We start from the raw sequence: 23,905 nt of genomic DNA, 5'->3' as shown, positions 1-23,905 counted from the left end.
CGTGCCAGGTCATTTGGCTCCCGTAGTGTCGGAGACATGGCGAATCCCGACGCATGCGTTCAAGAACTGCTCCGCGACGCGTTCACCCGGTTGATCGAACACGTCGACCAGATCACCGAGGGGTTGACCGACGAGGTGTCCGGCTATCGGCCGGCCCCGGGCGCCAACAGCATCGCCTGGCTGCTTTGGCACAGCGCGCGGGTGCAGGACATCCAGTTGGCCGATGTCGCCGGCGTCGAGCAGGTGTGGTTCCGCGACGGCTGGGTGGACCGGTTCGGACTGGACCTGCCGCGCGGCGACAGCGGTTATGGGCACGGGCCCGACGACGTGGCCAAGGTGAAGGCGCCCGCGGATCTGCTGTCCGGCTACTACCACGCGGTGCACAAGCTCACCCTCGAATACCTCGCCGGGGTGACCGCCGACGAGTTGGCCCGCGTCGTGGACACCAACTGGGACCCGCCGGTGACGGCCAGCGCGCGATTGGTGAGCATCATCGACGACTGCGCCCAGCACCTCGGGCAGGCCGCGTACGTGCGGGGGATTGCGTAGATTCGCAGGCGTGCGATTCGCGGCGACCGTGCTGTTGTGGTTCATCACCACGCTCGCGCTTGCGGTGGCGGTCCCCGCCGCGTGGACGCAGCTGCATGTCGTTGACGCCGACGGCTACGCGGCGATGGCGCAGCGCGCGGCGGCCGATCCGGCTCTGCAGTCGGCCATGGCGGCCGAACTGAGCGCCCGGGCAATGGCTCTCATCGCCGAGCACGGCGGCGGCCGTTATCCGATCGACGGTTCGCAAGTGCACGAGGCCGCCGGCGCCTTCACCGCCGGGCCGGCGTTCCCGCCACTGTTCGCCCAGGCGAACCGGGCGGCGCACGGCTGGTTGTTCAGCGACCCGGGCGCCGGCGGGGACGGCAACCAGTGGGCGGTCGACGTGGCACCCATGCTCAACGACGGCTCGATGCAGCCGCTACTGAGCCGCCACAACGTAACGGTCCCCGCGAAACTGACTGTCCCGCTGACCGTTTCGGTCCCGCAATCGAAAGGACGGCTGAGCCGGCTGTCCACCTGGGGCCCGTGGATCAGTGTGGGGGCGGCGGCGCTGTGCGGTGTCTGCGCGCTGCTCACGGTGGCCGCCGCCCGCCGCCGAGGCAAGGCGCTGAGCAGCCTGGGGGTCTCGGCCCTGCTCGTCGGTGCGGCCGGGTGGGCGGGCATCGAGGTCGCCGGTCGCTATGTCAACGATGCGCTCAACCGCACCACCGGCAACGTCCGGCGCGTCGCCGAGGTGATGGTCGAACACGCCGAATCCGGTCTGCACCAATGGCTCAACGCCACGTTGCTCGCCGGCGCCGCCCTGGTCGCGCTCGGTGTGATCACCGCGATGCTGGGCGGTGTGGTGAAGAAGTCGTGAGCCCGGCTGCTACCCGAACGTGAACGAGAACACCTGCAGGCCCTTGCTGACCCCCATGTCCAGCTGATCGCGGTGCGCGGAGTCGTCGGCGACGATCCGGTGCAGCGTGGGCGCCCCGCCGATCGGCGTCGTGGTGGTCTTGCCGTCGCGGGTCACGGTGAGGGCGCCGGCGCCGCCGACGACGGCGTAGACGTCTTTCGCGGTGTAGTTCAGCCGGACGGCGGAGTCGTCGCCGTCCGCCGTCGCCCCCTGGTCGTCCAGGGTCCAGCGGCCGCGCAGCGCGAACTTGTCCTCGGTCAGGTTCGGCGGGAAGCTCAGCGTGGCGGCGCCCTCCTTGTAATCCCCGCCGCCGCCGTAGTTTCCGGACTTGCCGACACCCAGGTAGGTCTCGGGGGTGAGCCTGGTCTGCGGCGTCATATCGGGCGAGTTCGTCGGCGCGGGCAGCTGGACGCCGGGGTGGGCGTCGAGGAGAAGCTTGCGGATCAGCTTCTCGGTGCCGTCATAGTCGCTCTCACCGAACTTGGTGTGGCGCACTTGCCCATTCGCGTCGATCAGGTACTCGGCCGGCCAGTAGAGGTTCTGAAAGGCGTTCCACGTCGCGTAGTCGTTGTCCAGCGCGATGGGATAGGTGATGTGCAGGTCGGCGGCGCCGCTGGCCACGTTGGCGGGCACCCGCTCGAACGCGTACTCGGGCGTATGCACCCCGACGACCATAAACCCGCTGTCGCGATACCGGTTGTACCAATCGATTACGTGCGGGATGGCACGTTGACAGTTGATGCACGAATAGGCCCAGAAGTCGATCAGGATCACCTTGTTGCGCACCGACGCCGGCTCCAGCGGTTTGCCGTCCGGGGTGTTGAGCCACCCGGTGACGCCCGTCAGGGCGGGTGCCGGTCCGCACTGTTGCAGGTCGGAAGAGCCGCTGGAGCAGTCGCTCAACGCCCCGTCGACGGTGGTGCTGGGCGGGCTCAGCTGCAGCCCGCTGCCGTGGTTGGGCTGCTGGGTGGGGGCGGGGCCCAGGCTGCGCTGAATGTCGTTGGCCCCCAGCTTGTTCTGCATCGCCGTCGTGTAGTCGGGGACGGCTCGCTGCAGCATCGCGGGCAGGTTGAACACCAGCGCCACGGCCAGCACGATCATCGCGATCCCGCCGGCGATCTGTATCGCGCGCTGCCGACGGCGGAACGCGGCCACCCGTTCGGTGACGCGCCGCCCGGCCAGTGCGAAAGCCAGGAGCGGAAGCGCGTTGCCGATCGCGAACGTCGCGGTCAGCACGAGCGCGCCGGGGCCGATCGACGAGGTCCCGCCGGCCACCACGATGGCGGCCAGCACCGGCCCCGCGCACGGCACGTACAGCGCACCCAACGTCAGTCCCAGGCCGAAACCATCTGTCCCCGAGCCGACTTGGCGTTGCGGGAAATACGCGAACGGCCGCTCGATCAGGTGCTGCACCGGCGGGAAGATCAATCCCAGCCCGATCAGGATCAACACCACCAGCGCGGCCCACCGGATCGCGTCCTGCGGCAGGTGCAGCGCCGTCAGCAGTGCGGAGCCGATCAGCGTGGCCAGGCTGAAGCTGCACACCAGGCCCGCGATCACCAGGTACGGTCGCGCCGCGGAACTCACGCTGCGCCGGCGGGCTCCGGTGTCCATGCCGGACAGCAGAATCACCGGAAGCACCGGCAGGATGCATGGCGAGATGCCGGTGATGAGCCCGCCGAGAAACCCGATCAGGGCGATGGTCTGCACGGGCTAGTCGGAGGGGCTCGAAGGACGCCGGGCGGTGCGCATGGCTACACCTTTACCTGTTTCGGCGCCGGAGAGTGACCGCGGCACAAATCATGTGACGTGCGTTATACAAATCACGCGTTGTGCGTTACGCTCAGCCGGTGGCGCAACTAACATTCCAGCGCGCCCGCACCGAGGAAAAAAAGCGCCAACGTGCGGAGGCCCTTGTGGAAGCCGCACGCTCGCTGGCGATGGAGGCCGGCGTCGCGTCGGTCACCCTGACCGCAGTCGCCACCCGCGCCGGGATTCACTACTCGGCGGTGCGCCGGTACTTCACCTCGCACAAGGAAGTTCTGCTGCACCTGTCCGCCGAGGGCTGGGTGCGATGGTCAAACACGGTGTCCGAGAAGCTGGCCGAGCCCGGCGCGAAGTCGCCCTCGCGCATCGCCGAGACGCTGGCCGAAGCCCTGGCCGACGACCCGCTGTTCTGTGACCTGCTGGCCAACCTGCACCTGCACCTCGAACACGAGGTGGACGCGGAGCGGGTCATCGAGGTCAGGCGGATCAGCACCGCCGCCACCCTGTCGCTCGCCGACGCGATCGGCAGCGCGCTGCCGGAACTCGGACGGTCGGGCTCGCTCGACATCCTGCTGGCCGCGTACTCGCTGGCGGCCACGCTGTGGCAGGTCGCGAACCCGCCGGAGCAGTTGACCGACGTCTATGCCGAGGAGCCCGAAGTCGTTCCGCCCGAGTGGAATCTGGACTTCGCGTCCGCGCTCACCCGCCTGCTGACGGCCACGTGCATCGGCCTCATCTCGGAATCCTCATGAACTCAGAAAGGGGGGAGCGCTATGGCTTGGCGAATTGCAACCGGTGAAAGACTTGAAGCGCCCATGACGACGACTGAGCCAAGGACCGAGCCGCTGATGAAGCAGGGTTCCGCCGGCAGCGAGGGCAACGAAGTCGGCCCGCAGCGTGCCAGGAAAAAGGGGCTTCTGGGGCGTTTCTGGCTGGTGCTCACGATTGCAGCTGTCGTCGCGGTCTCGGGATTCGTCGTATACCGATTGCACGGGGTCTTCGGCGTTCACAAAGGTTCGTTCGGTGGTGGCACCTCGGGCGAGGTCCTCGATGAGTTCAACGCCAAGACAATCACGCTCGAGGTCTGGGGCCCACCGGGCAGCACGGCAACCATCAACTACCTCGACGAAAACTCCCATCCGCAGCAGGCTCTCAACGTGCCCTTGCCCTGGAGCAAAATATTGAGTTCAACGAAGCCCGGCATTCCGGCAAACCTGGTGGCGCAAGGAGACGGCAGTTGGATCGCCTGCCAGTTCGTGGTGAACAAGCACGACGGCAGCGGTGACGTCATCAAGACTCCGAACCGCTCAGATCCCAACCAAACCGTGAACGCCTTCGTCTACTGCCTGGACAAGTCCGCATGAGCGAGGCAGTCGAGGCTCCGCCGCGCGTCGATCAGCCGCTGATCCCGCCGTTCCTGCCGCGGATGATCCACCGGTTGGCGCTGCCGATCGTCCTGGTGTGGTTGGGCATCGTCTTTATCACCAACACCGTGGCGCCGCAGCTGGAGGTCGTCGCGAAAACCCACTCGGTGTCGATGAGTCCGACCGACGCGGCATCCTTTCAGTCGATGATGCGGGTCGGATCGACGTTCAAAGAGTTCAACTCCGACAACTCGGCCATGATCTTGCTGGAGGGCGACAAGCCACTCGGGGCCGAAGCGCACCGCTACTACGACGAGATCGTCAGGCGCGTCGAACAAGACAGGGAACACGTTCAGCACGTCCAGGATTTCTGGAGTGATCCGCTGACGGCGGCGGGTTCCCAGAGCCACGATCAAAAGGCCGCGTACGTCCAGGTTTACCTCGCCGGCAACATGGGCAGCGGGCTGGCGAACGAGTCTGCCGAGGCCGTCCGCAAGATCGTGGATTCGGTGCCCGCGCCGCCGGGAATCAAGGCATACGTCACCGGCGCGGGTCCGCTGTTCGCCGACCAGTCCCACTCGGGGCAGAAGGGCGTCGCGGTCGTCACTCTTGTCACCTTCTTAGTGATCGTGGTGATGCTGCTTTTCGTCTACCGGTCGCTGAGCACCATGCTGATCATGCTGGCGATGGTGTTCATCGAGCTGGCCGCCGCCCGTGGCGTCGTCGCGACGCTGGGCAATTACGGGATCATGGGGCTGTCGACCTTCGCCAACAACATGTTGGTGCTGATGGCGATCGCCGCCGGGACGGACTATGCGATCTTCGTGGTCGGCCGCTATCAGGAGGCCCGTGGTCTGGGCGAGACGCGCGAAGAAGCGTTCTACACCATGTTCCACAGCACCGCGCATGTCGTGCTGGGATCCGGCCTGACCATCGCCGGCGCGATGTACTGCCTGAGCTTCTGCCGGCTGCCGTACTTCGAGTCGCTGGGGGTGCCTTGCGCGGTCGGCATGCTGGTCGCGGTGTTGGCGGCTTTGACGCTGGGTCCGGCGATTCTGACGGTGGCTTCGTTCTTCAAGCTCATGGATCCGAAACGCAAGCTGCAGACCCGGGGCTGGCGTCGCATCGGCACCGCGGTCGTCCGCTGGCCCGCACCGGTTCTCGCGGTGACCATCGCGGTCGCGTTGGTTGGTCTGCTCGCCCTGCCCGGTTACAAGACGGACTACGACAACCGCCACTTCCTGCCGGCGGACACCCCGGCCAATGTCGGCTATGCCGCCGCGGACCGGCACTTCGACCAGGCTCGGCTCAATCCCGAGCTGTTGATGATAGAGACCGATCACGACCTGCGTAACCCGGCCGACTTCATCGTCCTGGACAAGGTCGCCAAGGCGGTCTTCCACATCCCCGGTATCGGCCGGGTGCAGACCATCACCCGGCCGTTGGGCACGCCGCTCGATCACAGCACCCTCGGTTTTCAGATGGGTGCCCAGGCCGCAGGGCGGATCCAGACCCAGCACTATCAGGACGAGCAGGCGGCGAACCTACTCAAGCAGGCGGACGAGCTGCACAAGACGATGGCAACGCTGCATGAGCAGATGCAGGTCACCCAGGATCTGAGCAACACCACGCACGAAACCACCAGGCTCACCAAAGAAACCGTGCAGATCACCGAGAAGTTGCGCGACGACATCGCGAACTTCGACGACTTCCTCCGGCCGATCCGCAGCTACTTCTACTGGGAGAAGCACTGTTACGACATCCCGGTCTGCTGGGCACTGCGGTCGGTCTTCAATGCGCTCGACGGCATCGACCAGGTGGCTGAGAACATCGTGAACCTCAGCGCGAACCTCGACAAGCTGGATCGGATCCAGCCCAAGCTGGTGGCGCTGATACCGCCGCAGATCGAGAGCCAGCAGCGCAACCTCGACACCATCATGTCGAACTATGCGATCACGCAGGGTCTTAACGAACAGGCGAGAGCGCAGTCCGACAACGCCACCGCGCAGGGCGATGCCTTCGACAAAGCGAAGAACGACGACACCTTCTACCTGCCGCCGGAGGCGTTCAAGAGCCCGGATTTCGCGCGGGGTCTCAAGCAGTTCATCTCGCCGGACGGGCACGCAGTCCGGCTGATCATCTCCCATGAAGGCGACCCGGCGACTCCTGAAGGCATCAACCACATCGCACCGATCAAGCAGGCCGTGCACGAGGCGATCAAGGGCACCCCCTGGGAGGGCGCCAAGGTCTACCTCGGCGGCACCGCCGCGACGTACAAGGACATGCACGACGGCTCCAACGTCGACCTGATGATCGCCGGAATCGCCGCGGCCACTTTGATTTTCGTCATCATGCTGGTGATCACCCGAAGCGTCGTGGCGGCCGTCGTGATCGTCGGTACGGTGTTGCTGTCACTGGGCGCCTCGTTCGGACTCTCCGTCCTCTTATGGCAGTACATCCTGGGTTTGAAGTTGCACTGGATGGTGCTGGCGATGGCGGTCATCCTGCTGCTGGCGGTGGGCTCGGACTACAACCTGCTGCTGATATCGCGGTTCAAGGAGGAGATCCACGCCGGACTCAAGACGGGGACGATCCGCGCGATGGCCGGTTCGGGCTCGGTGGTGACCTCCGCCGGTCTGGTGTTCGCCGCCACCATGGCCACATTTATGTTCAGCCCGCTGCTGGTGATGGCCCAGGTGGGTACGACGATCGCGCTGGGTCTGCTGTTCGACACCTTGATCGTGCGGTCGTTCATGACGCCGTCGCTGGCCACCTTGCTCGGGCGCTGGTTCTGGTGGCCGCAGCACGTGCGTCCACGGCCGGCCAGCACCATGCTGCGTCCGTACGGACCGCGTCGCGCCGTGCGCCAGCTGATCCTCAACGACGTCGACGCGCACCCACCGGGCGGAGTGGTACAACCGCGCTGATCTCACGCGGCGCGTCAATGTCGAACTGCGGCGGCCACGGCGCCGCACTACCGACGGAGGTCGGTCACGCGCAGGGCCTGACTCAGCTTGTGTACGGGTCTGCCGCAGGTCAGGCAGTAGGCATGCGGGGTGGACCTGATGCGGTCGAGCTGCCGCAGCACCTCGGTCTGCAGGTCGCGCAGGCAGCCGGTGCACAGAATGCCGACGGAATTGCCGAGCGGGTCGAGGGCGGGCCGATTGCAGCCGTCCACGGCGTGCCGGTGCACGACGTGGCTGGCGCGGCTGGTGCAGCCGGCGTCGGATTGGCAGGTGATTTCATGCCAGTCGAGCGTCGCCAGGATGCCCGCGAATCCGTCGCGGTGGGCCTCGCCCCGGGATGACTCAGCGCCTGTGCTGTGCATGGCACAACTATCCCGCGGCGAGGCGCGGCGGACCATCCTGTCAACGGATGATTGGGATGTCCCCCGATCGGGGGACGGCGGCCTGAGAAGGCGTTACGCCCAGTTCCACACCGACATGTCGCCGGCCGGATACGTGTTGCAGATGTCGGTGGCCTTGGCCACCACGCCCTTGTTGTTCCAGAAGATCTTCATGTGGTTGGGCCAGGCCACCCACAGCGGGTCGGAGACGGGCGCATAGAAGTTCTCGGAGTAGTTCCGGCGGTCCTGCGGCGACAGCGAGAAGAACCAGTGCGCCTTGTCGATGGTGGCCTGCTGGACGTTCGGGTGGTTGTTGAAGTCGATCATGTAGCGCTGGTAGTACACCGGGCTGGTGTCCCGGGAGGCCGCCAGGATCTGTTCGGCGTCGCACGTCGTATTGATCATCCGGCGGGGGATCGGGAAGTCCTCCGTCGAATCGGCCCCCGCGGTCGACGGAAAGATCGCAGCGGTGATACCCAGAGCTAGGAACGCGGCGCCTGCACGCAGGCCAGTACTCAGCCGAGACATAGCTGTTACGGTAGCACTTTTTGGCTGGCCTGGGACAGTTCCCAGCTCACTGCCAGGATTTCGCTAGTGCATCTCAGTATCAGTCGCGATCAGGGGCGATGACGTGCGTCGGGTCGGGCCGCAGCTCCGGCGGGGCCTGGCTGTAGTCGCCGAACGGGCCGTCGCGGCGCTCGACGGCGGCCCGCACGCCCTGGGTTTGCGCGGTGTCGATGAAGGCCAGCGCGTCGGGGGTGTTGCGCATCAGGCCGTCGAGGATCCCGCCCAGCGTCTGGGTGGACGCCAGCCCCATGTTCTCGTAGGCCTGGTTGACGATCAGCTTCTGCGCCTGCAGCTGCGACAGGGGGATCTGCGCCAGCTCGGCGGCGATCTCGGCGACGCGCGCCTCGAGCCGCTCGAACGGCACCGCCTCGTTGATCAGCTCAATCTCGGCGGCCTGCGCGCCGGTCAGCGGCCGGCCGGTCAGCGAGTGCCACTTCGCCTTGGCCAGGCTCAGCCGGTAGAGCCACATCCCGGTCAGATACGCCCCCCACATCCTGCTGTAGGGCGTGCCGATCACGGCGTCTTCGCTGGCGACGACCAGGTCCGCGCACAGCGCGTAGTCGCTGGCCCCGCCCACACACCAGCCGTGCACCTGGGCGATCACCGGCTTGGACGCCCGCCAGATGGCCATGAATTTCTGCGTCGGCCCGGTCGCACGGGCACTGACCATCGCGAAGTCCTTGCCCGGGTCCCACTTGCCGTCGGTCATCATGGCTTCGCCCCAGTGCTGGAACCCGCCGCCGAAGTCGTACCCCCCGGAGAAGGCGCGGCCCGCGCCGCGCAGCACGATGACCTTGATCGCCGCGTCGCGCTCGGCCAGGCCGATGGCCGACTCGATCTCGTCGGGCATCGGCGGCACGATGGTGTTGAGCTGCTCGGGGCGGTTCAGCGTGATGGTGGCGACCGGACCGGCCGTCGTGTAGAGCAGCGTCTCGAAGTCTTGCGGGGTCATTCTGGATCGGGCTCCCGATTTTCCGGCGAGGAGGCGTAGATGTGCCCGTTGATCTTCAGATACGGCGTGGTGAGGTAGGCCGAGAAGGCGACGATGGCGGAAAAGACCGCCGCCGAGAGGACGCCGTTCGGCCAGAGCTGGCCGGTCCCGAACGCAAAGCAGACGATGCCGACGATCGCGGTCGCCCAGTAGAACCGGCGCCCGGCGCGACGGTGCTTGATGAACCGATAGCGCGCCTGGGCCGCCGAGACCAGGATGAAGATCAATCCCGTCGCCAGCAGCGTGAGTTCGATGCGTTGGATCGCTGACACGCTGATGATCTTAGGGGCGGGCGAGCATCTGCCACAGGAACGAATAGGTCAGCGCCGACTTGAATGCGACCTGCTCGTTGTCGGCCGCGCCGGCGTGCCCGCCCTCGATGTTCTCGTAGTAGAAGACCGGATGACCGGCGGCCTGAAGTGCCGCGGTCATCTTGCGGGCGTGACCCGGATGCACCCGGTCATCGCGGGTCGACGTCGTCATCAGCACCGGCGGGTAGTGGCGCGTCGCCGAAACGTTCTGGTACGGCGAGTATTCGGAGATGAACGCCCAATCCTTCGGATTGTCCGGGTCGCCGTATTCGGCCATCCAGGAGGCGCCGGCGAGCAGCAGGTGATAGCGCTTCATGTCCAGCAACGGAACGCTGCACACCAGGGCGCCGAACCTGTCCGGGTACTTGGTCAACATGATGCCCATCAGCAGGCCGCCGTTGCTGCCGCCCTGCGCGCCGAGCTGGTCGACCGTGGTGATGCCGCGCTCCACCAAATCCGTTGCCACGGCGGCGAAGTCCTCGGCCACCTTGTGCCGGCCCTCGCGCATCGCCTGGGTGTGCCAGGCCGGGCCGTACTCGCCGCCGCCGCGGATGTTGGCCAGGACGTAGGTGCCGCCGCGGGCCAGCCACAGCCGGCCCAGCACACCGCTGTAGCCCGGGGTGTTCGACGATTCAAAGCCGCCGTAGCCGTAGAGCAGGGTGGGCGCCGGGCCGTCGGACGCTTGCGGGCCGCCGGGACGCACCACGAAGTAGGGGATCGGCGTGCCGTCCTGTGAGGCGACGAAATGCTGTGCCACCGTGATATTTTCGGCATCGAAGAAGGCCGGTGCGGACTTGATCTGTTCGAGTTGCGCGCCGTCGGTTCCGCGCATCAGCCGCGACGGCGAGTCGAATCCGCTCGAATCCAGGAAGAATTCGTCGCCGGTGTCGTCGGCGGAAACGACGACGGTGTTGGTCGCGGCCGGAATGCCGGCCACCGGCTCACGCCGCCAGCTGCCGGGCGTGACGATCTCCACGCGGCTGGCCACGTCGGCCAGTGAGACGATCAGCAGCCGCTCCTTGGTCCACGCATAGTGGTTGAGGGCCGTGTGCGCGTCGGGTTCGAAGACGACCTGCAATTGCGCTGTGCCGGCGAGGAATTCCTCATAGTTGGCGGCCAGCAGCGACCCGGCGGTATAGGTGGCGTTGCCCAATAACCAGTCGCTGCGCAACTCGATCAACAGCCACTCGCGGTGCAGGCTCACGCTGGCGTCGGTGGGGGTGTCGATGCGGATGAGCTCCGGGCCGCGCAGTTCGTAGACCTCTTCGTTCCAGAAGTCCAAAGCCCGGCCGATCAGGGTGCGCTCGTAGCCGGTAATCCGGCTGGTGCTTGCCACCACGTTCACGTCCGAACGTGCCCCCTCGAAGACCGTTTCGGCGTCGGCGAGGGGGGTGCCGCGGCGCCACCGCTTGACCACCCGCGGGTAACCGGAATCGGTGAGCGAGTCGGCGCCGAAGTCCGTGCCGACCAGCACGGTGTCCGGGTCGTCCCAGCTGACCTGCGACTTGGCTTCCGGAAGCTCGAACCCGTCGTCGACGAATTCCCGTGTCAGCATGTCGAATTCACGCACGATGGAGGCGTCGGAGCCGCCGCGGGACAGGCTGACCAGCGCGCGGGTGTATTCGGGGTAGATGACGGTGGCGCCGGCCCACACCCATTTCTCGCCGTCGGCCCGGCCCAACTCGTCGACGTCGATCAGCACATCCCACTGGGGGGAGTCGGTGCGGTAGCTGTCCAGCGTGGTGCGCCGCCACAGCCCGCGGGGGTTGGCCGCGTCGCGCCAGAAGTTGTAGAGGTACTCGCCGCGGCGGACCACATACGGGATGCGGGCGTCGGTGTCGAGCACTTCGAGCGCCTCGACGCGCATCCGCTCGAAATTCTCGTCGCGGAAGCGCGCCAGCGTCGGCTCGTTACGGGCCCGCACCCAATCCAGCGCCTCGTCACCGGTGACGTCCTCGAGCCACAGGTACGGATCTTCGTTGTCGTGCGGGGCGGCGTGAGCTTGCGACGTCATAGAAGCCATAGAAATCCATTGTGGCTCCGGCGGTAGTGTGAGGTGAATTACACAGCCGAACGAGGGGTGAGAGCAGATGACTGTTTTCGCACGTCCGGGTTCTGCCGGGGCATTGATGTCATATGAATCCCGCTACGAGAACTTCATCGGGGGGCAGTGGGTTGCGCCGGCGAAGGGACGCTACTTCGAGAACCCGACCCCGGTCACCGGCCAGACGTTCTGCGAGGTGGCGCGCTCCGACGAGGCCGACATCGAGAAAGCGCTCGACGCCGCGCACGCTGCGGCTCCGGGCTGGGGCAAGACGGCACCCGCCGAGCGGGCGGCGATCCTGAACAAGATCGCGGACCGCATCGAGGAGCACACCGCCGCGCTGGCGGTGGCCGAGGTCTGGGACAACGGCAAGCCGATCCGCGAGGCGCTGGCCGCCGACATTCCGTTGGCCGCCGACCACTTCCGGTATTTCGCCGGGGCGCTGCGCGCGCAGGAGGGCTCGCTGTCGCAGATCGACGAGGACACCGTGGCCTACCACTTCCACGAGCCGCTCGGCGTGGTCGGGCAGATCATCCCGTGGAACTTCCCGATCCTGATGGGCGCGTGGAAACTGGCGCCCGCGCTGGCGGCCGGCAATGCGGTGGTGCTCAAACCCGCCGAGCAGACACCGGTTTCGGTGCTCTACCTGATGTCACTGATCGGTGATCTGCTGCCGCCCGGGGTCCTCAACGTGGTCAACGGGTTCGGCGCAGAGGCCGGCAAGCCGCTGGCGTCGAGCAACCGGATCGCCAAGATCGCGTTCACAGGAGAGACCACCACCGGGCGACTGATCATGCAGTACGCATCGCAGAACCTGATCCCGGTCACCCTGGAACTCGGGGGCAAGAGTCCCAACATCTTCTTCTCCGACGTGATGGCCAAGGCCGACGACTATCAGGACAAGGCGCTGGAGGGCTTCACCATGTTCGCCCTGAACCAGGGCGAGGTGTGCACGTGCCCGTCGCGCAGCCTGGTCCAGGCCGACATCTACGACGAGTTCCTCGAACTGGCCGCGATCCGCACCAAGGCGGTCCGCCAGGGCGACCCGCTGGACAGCGAGACCATGCTGGGTTCGCAGGCATCCAACGACCAGCTGGAGAAGGTGTTGTCCTACATCGAAATCGGCAAGGACGAGGGCGCCAAGATCATCACCGGCGGCGAACGCGCCGAGCTCGGCGGCGACCTGTCCGGCGGCTACTACATGCAGCCGACGATTTTCGGCGGCAACAACAAGATGCGCGTCTTCCAGGAGGAGATCTTCGGGCCGGTGGTGACGGTGACGTCGTTCGCCGATTACGACGACGCGATCTCGATCGCCAACGACACCCTCTACGGCCTGGGCGCCGGGGTGTGGAGCCGCGACGGCAACACCGCGTATCGGGCCGGGCGCGACATCCAGGCCGGCCGGGTGTGGGTGAACTGCTATCACGTCTATCCCGCGCACGCGGCGTTCGGCGGCTACAAGCAGTCCGGCATCGGCCGGGAGAACCACAAGATGATGCTCGATCACTATCAGCAGACCAAGAACCTGATGGTGTCCTACTCCGAGAAGGCGCAAGGGTTCTTCTGATGCGCCGGCGACGATAGACGGAGCAGAGCGACCGGAAAAACGGAGGAGGATGGGCGTCATGGGTCTCCCGCCAGCCGGGGTGGTTATCACGGCCGGCGCCGCCGAGCTGCTCGCGCGCCTGCAGGACCGCCACGGCCCGGTGATGTTCCACCAGTCCGGCGGCTGCTGCGACGGGTCGTCGCCGATGTGTTACCCGCTGGGCGACTTTCTGGTCGGCGACCGCGACGTCTTGCTCGGCGTCCTCGACGTCGGGACAGACGGGGTGCCGGTGTGGATTTCGGGTCCGCAGTACACGGCCCACTATCGCGACAAGCACACCCAACTGGTCATCGACGTGGTGCCGGGCCGCGGCGGCGGTTTCAGCCTGGAGGCGCCCGACGGGGTGCGGTTCCTGTCCCGCGGCCGGGTCTTCACCGACGAGGAACGGACCGCGCTGGCCGCCGCGGCGGTGATCACCGGCGCCGATTACGAACGCGGTGAACGCCCCGCGACCCGGGGTCCGGTGGTGGCCGACGCGGCGACGGGGACGAGCCCCCTGCGCCGGTAACCGCAGTACAGTCGGGAAAGTGATTCCCCTTCCGCGTCCGTGGTTGTTGGCCAGCGCCATGTTGATCGGCAGTGCGGTCGGACTCTTGGCGGGTGTGGCGTGCGCCGTGGCGATCCACGGCAGTGTCCGCCCGGGCGTCGCCCTCGCGTCGGGGGTCGGCATCCTCAGCGTGGTCGGGCTGGCGACGATCCTGTTTTCCGGACGCCGGTGGGTCACCATGCTGGGCGCGTTCCTGTTGTCGGTGGCGCCGGGCTGGTTCGGCATGTTGGTCGCGTTGCGGGTGACCGCCGGTGCCTGACGACAAGGCGCCTGAAGACGACGCACCTGGCGGTAAGGACGCCTCGAGCCCCGGCACCGAGGCCTTCGTGCCGGACTTCTCGGATGGCGAAGACGACTCCGAGCACACCGGCACCCAGTCATGGGTCCCCGATTTCGATGACGACACCGGCGAGCACCCCGTCGCGACCGAGCCCGCGCCCTCCACCGAGACCGCGGAGGACGGGGACACCACGCCCACGCCGGACGCCGACGAAGCGCCGCCCGAGCCCGCCGGCCCGGTGCAACCGATCAACGTGCCCGGCCGGTACCTCTACCTCAAGTGGTGGAAGCTGGCCCTGGTGCTCTTCGGCGTATGGGCGGTGGCGGCCGTGATCGGGCTGGGCCTGTTCTATTGGTGGTACCACTCGGCCGACAAGACTGCGGCGCTGTTCGCGGTCCTGGCCTACGTGGTGGCGTGCATCGTCGGCGCGGTGATGCTGGCGATGACCCAGGGCAGGCCGCTGGTGTCGGCGCTCTCGGTGGCGGTGATGTCCGGCCCGTTCGCGGCGCTGGTCGCCGCGGCGCCCCTGTACGGCTACTACCACTGCGAGCGAGTGGGGCACTGTCTGGTCGGCGTCATTCCGTATTGACGCCTCGCCCGGGCGGCCACCAGGGGTCACGGCGCACTAGGGTGGGCTCGTGACTTCTCACTATGACGTCGTCGTCCTCGGGGCCGGTCCCGGCGGATATGTCGCAGCCATCCGCGCCGCGCAATTGGGCTTGAACACCGCAGTCGTCGAACCGAAGTACTGGGGTGGGGTCTGCCTCAACGTCGGCTGCATCCCGTCCAAGGCGCTGCTGCGCAACGCCGAACTCGTGCACATCTTCACCAAGGAGGCCAAGACCTTCGGAATCAGCGGCGAGGCGACCTTCGACTACGGGATCGCGTTCGACCGCAGCCGCAAAGTGTCCGAGGGCCGCGTCGCCGGCGTGCACTTCCTGATGAAGAAGAACAAGATCACCGAGATCCACGGGTACGGCCGGTTCACCGACGCCAACACGCTGTCGGTCGACCTCAACGACGGCGGCACCGAGACCGTCACGTTCGACAACGCCATCATCGCCACCGGCAGCAGCACCCGCCTGGTTCCCGGCACGTCGCTGTCGGAAAACGTGGTCACCTACGAAGAACTGATCCTGTCCCGGGAGTTGCCGGAATCGATCATCATCGCCGGCTGTGGCGCGATCGGCATGGAGTTCGGCTACGTCCTGAAGAACTACGGCGTCGACGTGACCGTCGTCGAGTTCTTGCCGCGCGCGCTGCCCAACGAGGACGCCGAGGTCTCCAAAGAGGTCGAGAAGCAGTTCAAGAAACTGGGCGTCAAGATCCTGACAGGAACGAAAGTCGAGTCCATCAACGACAACGGCTCCGAGGTGACCGTCGTCGTCAGCAAGGACGGCAACTCACAAGAACTCAAGGCCGCGAAGGTGTTGCAGGCCATCGGTTTTGCGCCCAACGTCGAGGGCTTCGGCCTGGAGAAGGCCGGTGTCGCGCTGACCGACCGCAAGGCCATCGGGATCACCGACTACATGCGCACCAACATCGAACACATCTACGCGATCGGCGACGTCACCGGCAAGCTGATGCTGGCCCACGTCGCCGAGGCCATGGGGGTGGTGGCCGCCGAAACCATCGCCGGCGCCGAGACTTTGGCGCTCGGCGACTACCGGATGCTGCCGCGCGCGACGTTCTGCCAGCCGAACGTCGCCAGCTTCGGACTCACCGAGGAGCAGGCCCGCGACGAAGGCCACGACGTCGTGGTGGCGAAGTTCCCGTTCACCGCCAACGCCAAGGCCCACGGCGTGGGCGACCCCAGCGGGTTCGTCAAGCTGATCGCCGACGCCAAATACGGTGAGCTGCTGGGCGGACACCTGGTCGGCCACGACGTCTCCGAGCTGCTCCCGGAGCTGACACTCGCCCAGAAGTGGGATCTGACCGCCACCGAGCTGGCGCGCAACGTGCACACCCACCCGACCATGTCCGAGGCGCTGCAGGAATGCTTCCACGGCCTGGTCGGGCACATGATCAATTTCTGACCCGCCGATCATGCGCACCGTCAGCCCCCAGACCATCGCGGGTGCCGTCGCCGGCCTGGCGACCGGTTATGTCCTGTGGTTGCTGGCCATTTCGAACGGCGACAACGCGACGGCCGGCCAGTGGGGCCCGCTGGTGCTGCTGGCATCGGTGGTGCTGGGGATCGGCGCGGCGGTGTGGGGCGTGCGGCAGCGACGGCGCGGCAAGCAGTCCTGGGGCGCGTTCGCCTTCGCGCTGCCGGTACTTCCGGTGATCCTGACGCTGGCCATCCTCACCGACGTCTATCTATGACCGGTGCGGGTTGTCCAGCGGAATCTCGAGCGCGGACATCGTCGCGGCAAGTCCATCGTATTGGCTTGCCAGCAAGCAGAATTCGATCAGCTGCCGCCGATCCAGATGAGTCGCCAGCTGACGCCAGGTATCGGCGGTGACCGTGCGGTCCTGGACGAACTCGTCCGTCGCCGCCAGCAGCGCCTGCTGACGCACGGTCAGGCGGGCCTCGACCGGGTCCAGCTGCTCGGGCCAGGCGAAGATCGCGGTCTGCAGGTCCGCATCCAGCCCGGCCGCCCGCGCCATCCGGCGATGGTGCTGCAACTCGTATTCGCATGCGCGCAGGTGCGCCACCCGCAGGATCACCAATTCGGTGTCGATGGTGGGAAGCTTGCCGCGCAGCAACCGGCCCCCGTACGCCAGCCACGTCCAGAACAACAGCCGGCGCTGGCCCAGGGTGGTGAACAGGTGCATCTCCGGGGCGCCGACGGTGCGCGCACCCAACTTCGCGACCACCCAATTGATCGGCCCCAGTTCGCGAAACCGGCCCGACGGGATGCGGCCGTCCGGTGCGGTACTCATGGTTGGGTCACCAGGTAGGGGGACACCGTGCTGCGGTGCTCGTCGAGATCGAGCGCGCGGCCGAGCGCCGGGAAGGCGCGCTGCGGGCAGTTGTCGCGTTCGCAGACCCGGCAGCCCGCGCCGATCGGTGTCGCTATTTCCCCCGACAAGTCGAGTCCTTCCGAGTAGACGAGCCGGTGCGCGTGGCGAAGCTCGCAGCCCAAGCCGATCGCGAAGGTCTTACCCGGCTGACCATACCGGGCCGCGCGACGTTCCACGGTGCGGGCCACCCACATGTAGTTGCGGCCATCGGGCATCTGGGCGATCTGCACCAGGATCTTGCCCGGATTGGCGAACGTCTCGTAGACATTCCACAGCGGGCAGGTGCCTCCGCTGGAGGAGAAGTGAAAACCGGTGGCGGACTGACGTTTTGACATGTTGCCGGCCCGGTCGACCCGGACGAACGAGAACGGCACGCCGCGCATCGAGGGCCGCTGCAACGTCGAAAGCCGGTGCGCGATGGTCTCATAACTGATCGAGTAGAACGACGACAGCCGCTCGACGTCGTAGCGGAAATTCTCCGCGACGTCGTGGAACTGGCGGTAGGGGAGCACGGCGGCCGCGGCGAAGTAGTTGGCCAATCCCAGCCGGGCCAGCGTGTGCGACTCGTCGCTGGTGAACTTGCCCTCCTCCACCAAAGTGTCGATGAGATCCCCGAACTCGAGGTACGCCAGCTCGGCGGCCATCTTGAACACCTGCTGCCCCAGCGACAGGTGATTGCTGAATTCCAGCGTCTTGGTCTCGGGGTCGAAACGGTGCAGCACGGTGTCGCCGAGATCGATCCGGCGGTTGATGTGCACCCCGTGCACCTCGGTGAGCCGACGGGTGAGCTCACGCGCCAAATCGCCGTGGTGCAATCGCATTTTGATGGTCAGGTCCTCGGCGGCGGTGTCCAGCTCGTGCAGGTAGTTCTGCCGCTGATAGAAGTAGTCGCGCACTTCCTCGTGCGGCATGGTGATCGACCCGCTGCCACTGCCGTCGGAGTACCGCTCCTCGGTGGCGGCCGCCAGCTGCGCCGTGGTGATCCGGTAGCGCCGGTGCAGGTTGACCACCGCACGGGCGAACCCGGGATGGGCGTTGACCATCTCGGCGACCTCGGTCGGGTCGACGTCGATGTCGAGATCCCGGTCCATGGTGACCTCGCGCAGCTCGGCGACCAGCCGGGTGTCGTCCTGAGAGGAGAAGAAGGTCGCGTCCACCCCGAAAACCTCGGTGATGCGCAGCAGCACGGCCACCGTCAGCGGGCGAACGTCGTGCTCGATCTGGTTGAGGTAGCTCGGCGAGATCTCCAGCGTCTGAGCCAGGGCGGCCTGGGAGAACCCGCGTTCGTTGCGCAGCTGGCGAACGCGGGAGCCGACGAACGTTTTGGACACTTCTCCGAGGTTACCGGCTATGCGAAGGTCTGGTTCGCAGAGTTGGCAGCAAGCACGGTCGCGTCGCAATTGGTTTTTGGCCCAGGTCGTTGGCATGATTCGCAACGGAGGCCCGAGGACTGGCCTGGGGTGCCCACGAGGAGGAAACGGGGAGCGAAGCCGTGAGCCTGGACAAAGAACTGATGCCGGTTCCCGACGGCCACCCCGACGTGTTCGACCGCGAATGGCCGCTGCGGGTGGCCGACATCGATCGCACGGGCCGGCTGCGCCTGGACGCGGCGTGCCGGCATATTCAGGACATCGGCCAGGACCAGCTGCGCGAGATGGGCTTCGAGGAAACCCACCCGCTGTGGATCGTCCGCCGCACGATGCTCGACCTGATCCGCCCGATCGAATTCCAGGACATGCTGCGGTGCCGGCGTTGGTGTTCGGGCACCTCGAACCGGTGGTGCGAGATGCGGGTCCGGGTCGACGGCCGCAAGGGCGGGCTGATCGAGTCCGAGGCCTTCTGGATCAACATCAACCGGGAAACCCAGATGCCGTCGCGCATCTCCGACGACTTCCTGGCGGGCCTGCACAAGACCACGTCCGTCGACCGGCTGCGGTGGAAGGGCTATCTGAAGCCGGGCAGCCGCGACGACGCGGTCGAGATTCACGAGTTTCCGCTCCGGGTCACCGACATCGACCTGTTCGACCACATGAACAACTCGGTGTACTGGAGCGTCATCGAGGACTATCTGGCGTCGCACCTGGCGTTGATGGCGCGGCCGCTGCGCATCACCATCGAGCACGAGGCGCCGGTGGCGCTGGGCGACAAGCTGGAGATCATCTCGCACATCCATCCGGCCGGATCGACCGAACAATTCGGTCCCGGGCTCGTCGATCGGCCTGTTACAACGCTCACATATGCGGTCGGCGACGAGACCAAAGCGGTCGCCGCGCTCTTCAATCGCTAACCGGACAAGCGTCCCGTTAAATTGCCAGCTGACCTGCGGATTCCGGTTACTGGCGGGTAGCTTCTGAAACGGTTCAGTTACCGTTCATCTTCGCAAAATTTGCAATTTCGCGCGAAGCCGTTGCCGAAATTGGCAAATGAAACGGGTGGAAATGCATGGTCAGGCTGTGCCATCTTCGAGTTAGCACACCAGTGAAGTTGAGCCGCTAGCTACGGCCGGTGAAGCATCCAGCAACTCAGTAGTGAAGATCGTGAAGGAGCATGCCCAATGTCTGTCGTTGGCACCCCCAAGAGCGCCGAGCAGATCCAGAAGGACTGGGACACCAACCCGCGTTGGAAGGGTGTCAACCGGACCTACAGCGCCCAGGACGTCGTCGCGCTGCAAGGCACCGTCGTCGAGGAGGCTACGCTGGCCCGCCGCGGCGCCGAGGTGCTCTGGGAGCAGCTTCACGACCTGGAGTACATCAACGCGCTCGGCGCCCTGACCGGCAACATGGCCGTGCAGCAGGTCCGCGCCGGCCTGAAGGCCATCTACCTGTCGGGTTGGCAGGTCGCCGGTGACGCCAACCTGTCCGGCCACACCTACCCCGACCAGAGCCTCTACCCGGCCAACTCGGTGCCGCAGGTGGTCCGCCGGATCAACAACGCGCTACTGCGCGCCGACGAGATCGCCAAGGTCGAGGGTGACACCTCGGTGGAGAACTGGCTGGCCCCGATCGTCGCGGACGGCGAGGCCGGTTTCGGTGGTGCGCTCAACGTCTACGAACTGCAGAAGGCCATGATCGCCGCCGGTGTGGCGGGATCGCACTGGGAGGACCAGCTGGCCTCGGAGAAGAAGTGTGGCCACCTGGGCGGCAAGGTGCTGATCCCGACCCAGCAGCACATCCGGACCCTGACCTCGGCCCGCCTGGCGGCCGACGTGTGCGACGTTCCGACCGTCGTCATCGCCCGGACAGACGCCGAGGCCGCCACCCTGATCACCTCCGACGTCGACGAGCGCGACCAGCCGTTCATCACCGGGGAGCGGACCAAGGAAGGCTTCTACCGCGTCCGCAACGGCCTGGAGCCGTGCATCGCGCGGGCCAAGGCCTACGCGCCGTACTCCGACCTGATCTGGATGGAGACCGGAACTCCGGACCTCGAGCTCGCCGCCAAGTTCGCCGAGGGCGTCAAGTCCGAGTTCCCCGACCAGATGCTGGCCTACAACTGCTCGCCGTCGTTCAACTGGCGCAAGCACCTGGACGACTCCACCATCGCGAAGTTCCAAAAGGAGCTTGGCGCAATGGGATTCAAGTTCCAGTTCATCACGCTGGCCGGCTTCCACGCCCTGAACTACTCGATGTTCGATCTGGCCTACGGCTACGCCCGCAACCAGATGAGCGCGTACGTCGAGCTGCAGGAGCGCGAGTTCGCCGCCGAGGAGCGTGGCTACACCGCCACCAAGCACCAGCGCGAGGTGGGTGCCGGTTACTTCGACCGCATCGCCACCACCGTGGACCCGACCTCGTCGACCACCGCGCTGACCGGCTCCACCGAAGAGGGCCAGTTTCACTGAGGACGAGCGGGCCTCGGCCCGCGAGGACGAAGTGAAACCGACGGCTTGAGTCACTGAGCCCGCGAGGTCGCGGCGCACGCCGCCGCCGAAAATGAGATGAAGTAGCGTAGGCCCCGCCCGGCTAAAGCTGGGCGGGGCCTATTGCGGTGCAAGACGATACGACACCGGAGAAGACAGTGAGTGATGCAACGATTCAGCGGGTAGGCGTTGTCGGGGCCGGCCAGATGGGGTCCGGCATCGCCGAGGTCTCCGTCCGCGCCGGTGTCGACGTGACGGTGTTCGAGACCACCGAGGCCCTGATCACGGCCGGACGCAACCGCATCGTGAAGTCGCTGGAGCGCGGCGTCAGCGCCGGCAAGGTGACCGAGCGGGAACGCGACCGGGCGCTGAGCAAGCTGACCTTCACCACAGACCTGAAGGACCTTGCCGACCGCCAGTTGGTCATCGAGGCGATCATCGAGGACGATGCGGTCAAGGCGCAGGTGTTCGCCGAACTCGACCGGGTGATTACCGACCCCGAAGCGGTGCTGGCGTCCAACACCTCCAGCATCCCGATCATGAAGATCGCCGCGGCCACCAAGAACCCGCAACGCGTGCTCGGTCTGCACTTCTTCAACCCGGTCCCGGTGCTGCCGTTGGTCGAGTTGGTCAGCACGCTGGTCACCGATGACGCCGCCGCCGCCCGCACCGAGGAATTCGCGAGCGCGGTGCTGGGCAAGCAGGTGGTGCGCTGCTCCGACCGATCCGGGTTCGTGGTCAACGCGCTCCTGGTGCCCTACCTGCTGTCGGCCATCCGCATGGTGGAAGCCGGCTTCGCCACCGTCGAAGACGTCGACAAGGCCGTGGTGGCCGGGCTGTCGCACCCGATGGGCCCGCTGCGGCTGTCCGACCTGGTCGGTTTGGACACCTTGAAGTTGATCGCGGACAAGATGTTCGAGGAGTTCAAGGAACCGCAGTACGCACCGCCGCCGCTATTGCTGCGTATGGTGGAGGCCGGCCGGCTCGGCAAGAAGGCGGGCCAGGGGTTCTATACCTATTGAGTAACGTCTCACTACCCGTCCGTGCCCAGACGGCTGGCCACCGGACGGTCGGTTAGTATGCTCGCGTTGAATAGGACGAAAGGTCTACATCGAGCATGACAAGTTTGGAACCGTACTACGAGGAGTCGCAGTCCATCTACGACGTCTCGGATGAATTCTTCGCATTATTCCTAGACGCGACAATGGGCTACACCTGCGCCTATTTCGAGCGCGACGACATGACGCTCGAAGAAGCTCAAATCGCGAAGTTCGACCTGGCGCTGGGAAAGCTGAACCTCGAGCCCGGGATGACGCTGCTGGACATCGGTTGCGGCTGGGGCGCCACGCTGCGGCGGGCCATCGAGAAATATGACGTCAACGTCGTGGGCCTGACGCTGTCGGAGAACCAGGCGGAGCACGTGCAGCAGTCCTTCGACCAGATGGATACCTCCCGCACCCGACGTGTGCTGCTGGAAGGCTGGGAGAAGTTCCACGAGCCGGTGGACCGCATCGTGTCGATCGGCGCGTTCGAGCACTTCGGCCGGCAACGCTACGGCCGCTTCTTCAAGATGGCCTACCAGGCGCTGCCGCCCGGCGGAGTGATGTTGCTGCACACCATCGTTCGTCCGTCGTTCAAGGACGCCCGGGCCAAGGGCATGACACTGACCCACGAGATCGTCCAGTTCTCGCAATTCATTCTGGCCGAGATTTTCCCCGGCGGCTGGCTGCCGACCCCGCAGACCGTCGGCGAGTATGGGGTGACGACGGGCTTCGAGTTGACCCGCGTCCAGTCGCTGCAATTGCACTACGCCAGAACCCTGGACCTGTGGGCCGAAGCCCTCGAGGCCAATCGCGAGCAGGCCCTGGCGATCCAGTCCCACGAGGTCTACGACCGGTACATGAAGTACCTGACCGGCTGCGCGAAGCTGTTCCGTGAGGGATACACCGACGTCAATCAATTCACGCTGGAAAAGTAACCGGACCACAACGAGCAATCAGCCCCGAACGAATCACGTTCGGGGCTGAATTGCTTTGTCCTACTTGACCATCGTGAACTGCCCCACATTGCAGACGCCCTTGCGGAAGAAGTTCTCGCACCCCGTCAGGTAGTGCATGTAACGGTCGTAGACCTCTTGCGATTGGACAGCGATCGCCTTGTCCTTATTGGCTTCCAGATTGGCCGCCCATATGTTGAGGGTCCGCTCGTAATGCTTCTGCAGCAACTGCACCCGTTCGATCGAGAAGCCAGCAGCCTCACCGAACTTGAAGATATCCTCCTGCGCCGGCAGCTGTCCGCCGGGGAAGATTTCCTGGCCGATGAATCGCATGAAGCGCAAATCGCTCATCGTGATCGAAACACCGCGCTCATGCTGCTGCTTTTGGGAATACGCCAAAATCGTGTGCAACAGCATGCGGCCGTCATCGGGAAGGATGTCGTACGCGCGCTCGAAAAATGCCGAGTAGCGCTCCATCTTGAAAGCTTCGAAGGCGCCGATCGTGACAATCCGGTCGACCTTGTCTTCGAACTCTTCCCAGCCTTGTAGGCGCACCTCGATGTTGCGGTCGGTCGGCAACGCGGCCAGCTTGTTCTTGCTGTACTCGAACTGATTGCGGCTCAGCGTGATTCCGATGACGTTGACGTCGTACTTCTCGACAGCCCGCTTCAGGGCGCCGCCCCAGCCGCAGCCGATGTCCAGCAGCGTCATCCCGGGCTCGAGGTTCAGCTTTCCCAGCGCCAGGTCGAACTTCGCGATTTGAGCTTCTTCGAGCGTCATGTCGTCGCGCTCGAAGTAGGCGCAGGTGTA

24 protein-coding genes are annotated in these 23,905 nt (G+C 65.9%); 15 read left to right on the top strand and 9 right to left on the bottom strand.

Features of this window, described 5'->3' with window-relative positions:
* The first annotated feature begins 36 nt into the window (after window positions 1-36).
* Both A5688_RS10195 and A5688_RS10190 read left to right on the top strand, forming a co-directional pair.
* Window positions 37-549 carry a mycothiol transferase gene (locus A5688_RS10195; protein ID WP_067910234.1) on the top strand — a complete coding sequence of 171 codons (513 nt, stop codon included), beginning with the start codon at window positions 37-39 and terminating at the stop codon, window positions 547-549.
* 10 nt (window positions 550-559) lie between these two features.
* Window positions 560-1,408, top strand: a complete 849-nt coding sequence (locus A5688_RS10190) for a hypothetical protein (RefSeq protein ID WP_067837589.1) — start codon at window positions 560-562, stop codon at window positions 1,406-1,408.
* Between the two features lie 9 nt (window positions 1,409-1,417).
* Here A5688_RS10190 and A5688_RS10185 read toward each other — a convergent pair whose 3' ends face one another.
* On the bottom strand, window positions 1,418-3,157 hold the full coding sequence (locus A5688_RS10185; RefSeq protein ID WP_067910237.1) for a cytochrome c biogenesis protein DipZ: 1,740 nt from the start codon (window positions 3,155-3,157) through the stop codon (window positions 1,418-1,420).
* A gap of 122 nt (window positions 3,158-3,279) precedes the next feature.
* Between A5688_RS10185 and A5688_RS10180 the strand changes: the two genes are divergently transcribed.
* The 3 genes from A5688_RS10180 to A5688_RS10170 all read left to right on the top strand — a co-directional run bounded on the left by A5688_RS10180 (window position 3,280) and on the right by A5688_RS10170 (window position 7,505).
* Complete coding sequence (locus A5688_RS10180; RefSeq protein WP_120312368.1) at window positions 3,280-3,966, top strand: TetR family transcriptional regulator; 687 nt, start codon at window positions 3,280-3,282, stop codon at window positions 3,964-3,966.
* Between the two features lie 63 nt (window positions 3,967-4,029).
* A complete protein-coding gene (locus tag A5688_RS10175) occupies window positions 4,030-4,578 on the top strand; it encodes an MmpS family transport accessory protein (protein ID WP_067837582.1) in 549 nt (182 codons plus the stop codon).
* Entirely contained in the window at window positions 4,575-7,505 is a 2,931-nt protein-coding gene (locus A5688_RS10170; RefSeq protein WP_067837580.1) for an RND family transporter, read from the top strand. The genes A5688_RS10175 and A5688_RS10170 overlap by 4 nt, the downstream gene beginning before the upstream one ends.
* A 47-nt stretch (window positions 7,506-7,552) precedes the next feature.
* Here the strand turns inward: A5688_RS10170 and A5688_RS10165 are convergent, their stop codons facing one another.
* The 5 genes from A5688_RS10165 to A5688_RS10145 all read right to left on the bottom strand — a co-directional run bounded on the left by A5688_RS10165 (window position 7,553) and on the right by A5688_RS10145 (window position 11,807).
* Window positions 7,553-7,906, bottom strand: a complete 354-nt coding sequence (locus A5688_RS10165; protein WP_242660266.1) for a hypothetical protein — start codon at window positions 7,904-7,906, stop codon at window positions 7,553-7,555.
* Window positions 7,907-7,999: 93 nt separating this feature from the next.
* Window positions 8,000-8,452 carry a DUF5078 domain-containing protein gene (locus A5688_RS10160; protein ID WP_067910241.1) on the bottom strand — a complete coding sequence of 151 codons (453 nt, stop codon included), beginning with the start codon at window positions 8,450-8,452 and terminating at the stop codon, window positions 8,000-8,002.
* 79 nt (window positions 8,453-8,531) lie between these two features.
* The gene (locus tag A5688_RS10155) at window positions 8,532-9,443 is read right to left on the bottom strand and encodes a crotonase/enoyl-CoA hydratase family protein (protein WP_067910243.1); all 912 of its coding nucleotides are present in this window, start codon (window positions 9,441-9,443) and stop codon (window positions 8,532-8,534) included.
* Entirely contained in the window at window positions 9,440-9,754 is a 315-nt protein-coding gene (locus A5688_RS10150) for a hypothetical protein (protein WP_067910246.1), read from the bottom strand. The genes A5688_RS10155 and A5688_RS10150 overlap by 4 nt, the downstream gene beginning before the upstream one ends.
* 10 nt (window positions 9,755-9,764) lie before the next feature.
* Window positions 9,765-11,807: a prolyl oligopeptidase family serine peptidase gene (locus tag A5688_RS10145; RefSeq protein ID WP_082955084.1), complete on the bottom strand. Its 2,043-nt coding sequence runs from the start codon at window positions 11,805-11,807 to the stop codon at window positions 9,765-9,767.
* Between the two features lie 76 nt (window positions 11,808-11,883).
* Between A5688_RS10145 and exaC the strand changes: the two genes are divergently transcribed.
* The 6 genes from exaC to A5688_RS10115 are packed head-to-tail and all read left to right on the top strand — an operon-like array spanning window position 11,884 to window position 16,598.
* Window positions 11,884-13,407, top strand: a complete 1,524-nt coding sequence (gene exaC, locus A5688_RS10140; RefSeq protein ID WP_067837565.1) for an acetaldehyde dehydrogenase ExaC — start codon at window positions 11,884-11,886, stop codon at window positions 13,405-13,407.
* Window positions 13,408-13,465: 58 nt separating this feature from the next.
* Complete coding sequence (locus A5688_RS10135) at window positions 13,466-13,954, top strand: DUF779 domain-containing protein (RefSeq protein WP_067837691.1); 489 nt, start codon at window positions 13,466-13,468, stop codon at window positions 13,952-13,954.
* Window positions 13,955-13,973: 19 nt separating this feature from the next.
* Window positions 13,974-14,252: a putative holin gene (locus A5688_RS10130; protein ID WP_207546639.1), complete on the top strand. Its 279-nt coding sequence runs from the start codon at window positions 13,974-13,976 to the stop codon at window positions 14,250-14,252.
* Window positions 14,245-14,862, top strand: coding sequence for a hypothetical protein (locus tag A5688_RS10125; protein WP_207546638.1), 618 nt, complete (start codon window positions 14,245-14,247; stop codon window positions 14,860-14,862). The genes A5688_RS10130 and A5688_RS10125 overlap by 8 nt, the downstream gene beginning before the upstream one ends.
* Before the next feature lie 49 nt (window positions 14,863-14,911).
* Window positions 14,912-16,309, top strand: a complete 1,398-nt coding sequence (gene lpdA, locus A5688_RS10120; protein WP_067910252.1) for a dihydrolipoyl dehydrogenase — start codon at window positions 14,912-14,914, stop codon at window positions 16,307-16,309.
* Window positions 16,310-16,316: 7 nt separating this feature from the next.
* Window positions 16,317-16,598: a hypothetical protein gene (locus A5688_RS10115; protein WP_067837559.1), complete on the top strand. Its 282-nt coding sequence runs from the start codon at window positions 16,317-16,319 to the stop codon at window positions 16,596-16,598.
* On the opposite strand, the gene A5688_RS10110 is transcribed toward A5688_RS10115, so the two are convergent.
* On the bottom strand, window positions 16,593-17,159 hold the full coding sequence (locus tag A5688_RS10110; protein WP_067837555.1) for a carboxymuconolactone decarboxylase family protein: 567 nt from the start codon (window positions 17,157-17,159) through the stop codon (window positions 16,593-16,595). The two genes, A5688_RS10115 and A5688_RS10110, sit on opposite strands and share 6 nt — an antisense overlap.
* Window positions 17,156-18,571 carry an acetate metabolism transcriptional regulator RamB gene (gene ramB, locus A5688_RS10105; protein WP_067910255.1) on the bottom strand — a complete coding sequence of 472 codons (1,416 nt, stop codon included), beginning with the start codon at window positions 18,569-18,571 and terminating at the stop codon, window positions 17,156-17,158. The genes A5688_RS10110 and ramB overlap by 4 nt, the downstream gene beginning before the upstream one ends.
* 161 nt (window positions 18,572-18,732) lie before the next feature.
* Here ramB and A5688_RS10100 point away from each other — a divergent pair, with 161 nt between their 5' ends.
* The 4 genes from A5688_RS10100 (at window position 18,733) to A5688_RS10085 (ending at window position 23,077) form a co-directional block, all read left to right on the top strand.
* Window positions 18,733-19,527: an acyl-[acyl-carrier-protein] thioesterase gene (locus tag A5688_RS10100; RefSeq protein ID WP_067837551.1), complete on the top strand. Its 795-nt coding sequence runs from the start codon at window positions 18,733-18,735 to the stop codon at window positions 19,525-19,527.
* Window positions 19,528-19,794: 267 nt separating this feature from the next.
* Complete coding sequence (gene aceA / locus A5688_RS10095; protein WP_067837548.1) at window positions 19,795-21,081, top strand: isocitrate lyase; 1,287 nt, start codon at window positions 19,795-19,797, stop codon at window positions 21,079-21,081.
* Window positions 21,082-21,257: 176 nt separating this feature from the next.
* Window positions 21,258-22,121, top strand: a complete 864-nt coding sequence (locus tag A5688_RS10090; RefSeq protein WP_067910258.1) for a 3-hydroxybutyryl-CoA dehydrogenase — start codon at window positions 21,258-21,260, stop codon at window positions 22,119-22,121.
* A gap of 95 nt (window positions 22,122-22,216) precedes the next feature.
* Complete coding sequence (locus A5688_RS10085) at window positions 22,217-23,077, top strand: cyclopropane mycolic acid synthase family methyltransferase (RefSeq protein ID WP_068268146.1); 861 nt, start codon at window positions 22,217-22,219, stop codon at window positions 23,075-23,077.
* 60 nt (window positions 23,078-23,137) lie between these two features.
* Here A5688_RS10085 and A5688_RS10080 read toward each other — a convergent pair.
* Window positions 23,138-23,905, bottom strand: a 768-nt coding sequence (locus A5688_RS10080; protein WP_068268145.1) for a cyclopropane mycolic acid synthase family methyltransferase, incomplete at its 5' end; no start/stop codon positions are given.

It is taken from the genome of Mycobacterium mantenii (assembly GCF_001667865.1).
Lineage (GTDB): Bacteria > Actinomycetota > Actinomycetes > Mycobacteriales > Mycobacteriaceae > Mycobacterium > Mycobacterium mantenii_A.
Note: the sequence above shows the minus strand (reverse complement) of the source record. Positions and strands in the feature narration are given on the sequence as shown.

Excerpts from the sequence above, each read along its gene's own strand:
- A5688_RS10195 (WP_067910234.1), top strand. The coding sequence starts at position 37 with ATGGCGAATCCCGACGCATGCGTTCAAGAACTGCTCCGCGACGCGTTC.
- A5688_RS10175 (WP_067837582.1), top strand. The coding sequence starts at position 4,030 with ATGACGACGACTGAGCCAAGGACCGAGCCGCTGATGAAGCAGGGTTCC.
- A5688_RS10170 (WP_067837580.1), top strand. The coding sequence starts at position 4,575 with ATGAGCGAGGCAGTCGAGGCTCCGCCGCGCGTCGATCAGCCGCTGATC.
- A5688_RS10165 (WP_242660266.1), bottom strand. The coding sequence starts at position 7,906 with ATGCACAGCACAGGCGCTGAGTCATCCCGGGGCGAGGCCCACCGCGAC.
- A5688_RS10160 (WP_067910241.1), bottom strand. The coding sequence starts at position 8,452 with ATGTCTCGGCTGAGTACTGGCCTGCGTGCAGGCGCCGCGTTCCTAGCT.
- A5688_RS10155 (WP_067910243.1), bottom strand. The coding sequence starts at position 9,443 with ATGACCCCGCAAGACTTCGAGACGCTGCTCTACACGACGGCCGGTCCG.
- A5688_RS10145 (WP_082955084.1), bottom strand. The coding sequence starts at position 11,807 with ATGACGTCGCAAGCTCACGCCGCCCCGCACGACAACGAAGATCCGTAC.
- exaC (WP_067837565.1), top strand. The coding sequence starts at position 11,884 with ATGACTGTTTTCGCACGTCCGGGTTCTGCCGGGGCATTGATGTCATAT.
- A5688_RS10135 (WP_067837691.1), top strand. The coding sequence starts at position 13,466 with ATGGGTCTCCCGCCAGCCGGGGTGGTTATCACGGCCGGCGCCGCCGAG.
- A5688_RS10110 (WP_067837555.1), bottom strand. The coding sequence starts at position 17,159 with ATGAGTACCGCACCGGACGGCCGCATCCCGTCGGGCCGGTTTCGCGAA.
- aceA (WP_067837548.1), top strand. The coding sequence starts at position 19,795 with ATGTCTGTCGTTGGCACCCCCAAGAGCGCCGAGCAGATCCAGAAGGAC.
- A5688_RS10085 (WP_068268146.1), top strand. The coding sequence starts at position 22,217 with ATGACAAGTTTGGAACCGTACTACGAGGAGTCGCAGTCCATCTACGAC.